Source organism: Cupriavidus consociatus (assembly GCF_017814975.1).
In the GTDB taxonomy this organism is placed as follows: domain Bacteria; phylum Pseudomonadota; class Gammaproteobacteria; order Burkholderiales; family Burkholderiaceae; genus Cupriavidus; species Cupriavidus consociatus.
The window spans coordinates 1-835 of the sequence record NZ_JAGIQA010000145.1; the positions used below are offsets into that span (position 1 = coordinate 1).

Here is an 835-nt window from a genome sequence, read left to right on the forward strand (position 1 = left end):
AACGAGCCACTTCTCTCTCTTATCGCCCCCAGGGTTCAAATTCTATCGGGGCGACATCTATTCTGCCGCGGGGGGCTAGCGGCAGGGTTCTAGAAATAACCACCACGACGGACTGCATCGTCGGATGTTCTTACTGTCCACAGGCAAAATTTGCTACCAAGCAAAAAACAGTCTCTCAGGTGAAGCATCTTTGCCTTGGTGACTTCAAGCAATGTCTGGCGTGCGCGCCTAAATCTGTTGACATTAGCTTTGCCGGCTACGCAGAGCCGTGGCTCAATCCGGCGTGCACAGAAATGGTGGAGCACGCTTACATGCGTGGCTATGGAATTCGGATTTTTACGACACTTATAGGAATGGACAAATTCGATCTCAAACGCCTTCAGGCGCTTCGTTTTAGAGTGTTCGTCGTCCATGTTTTGACAACGGCATGCATATGAATAGCCGCCTCGTTATGGCCAAATATATTGATTTGTTTGCCAGCTAGCCGACTCGAATATCCCCTCGATTCGTTTCGTATTGCTGGTAGATATCCATCCTGATATTGCCGGGAGAATTCCCAGTGGGGCTTTATATCACACACTACCACTGAGTAGCAGAGCTGGAAGCGTTGACCCTAAGATCGTTAAAACGAGGCCGACCGTCGTCGGAGCGCTTGCGTGCGCCGAAGAACGACAGTATCGCAATGTTCTTCTCCCAAACGGCGACGTTACTCTCTGCCGCATGGATTTTGAGCGCCGTCACGTTTTAGGAAATATCCTGGGCGGTTTCAAGAGCGAAGTGCAACGCCCCGCATGTTATTGAAGAGGAAGCTTGTCCGAGGGATTTGCGAGTACCT

At 50.7% G+C, this 835-nt stretch carries 1 protein-coding gene; it reads left to right on the plus strand.

All coding sequences use genetic code 11. From position 1 onward, the window contains the following. On the plus strand, window positions 1-437 hold a 437-nt coding region (locus J8I82_RS37815), incomplete at its 5' end, for a hypothetical protein (protein WP_209765743.1). Window positions 438-835 lie beyond the last annotated feature (398 nt).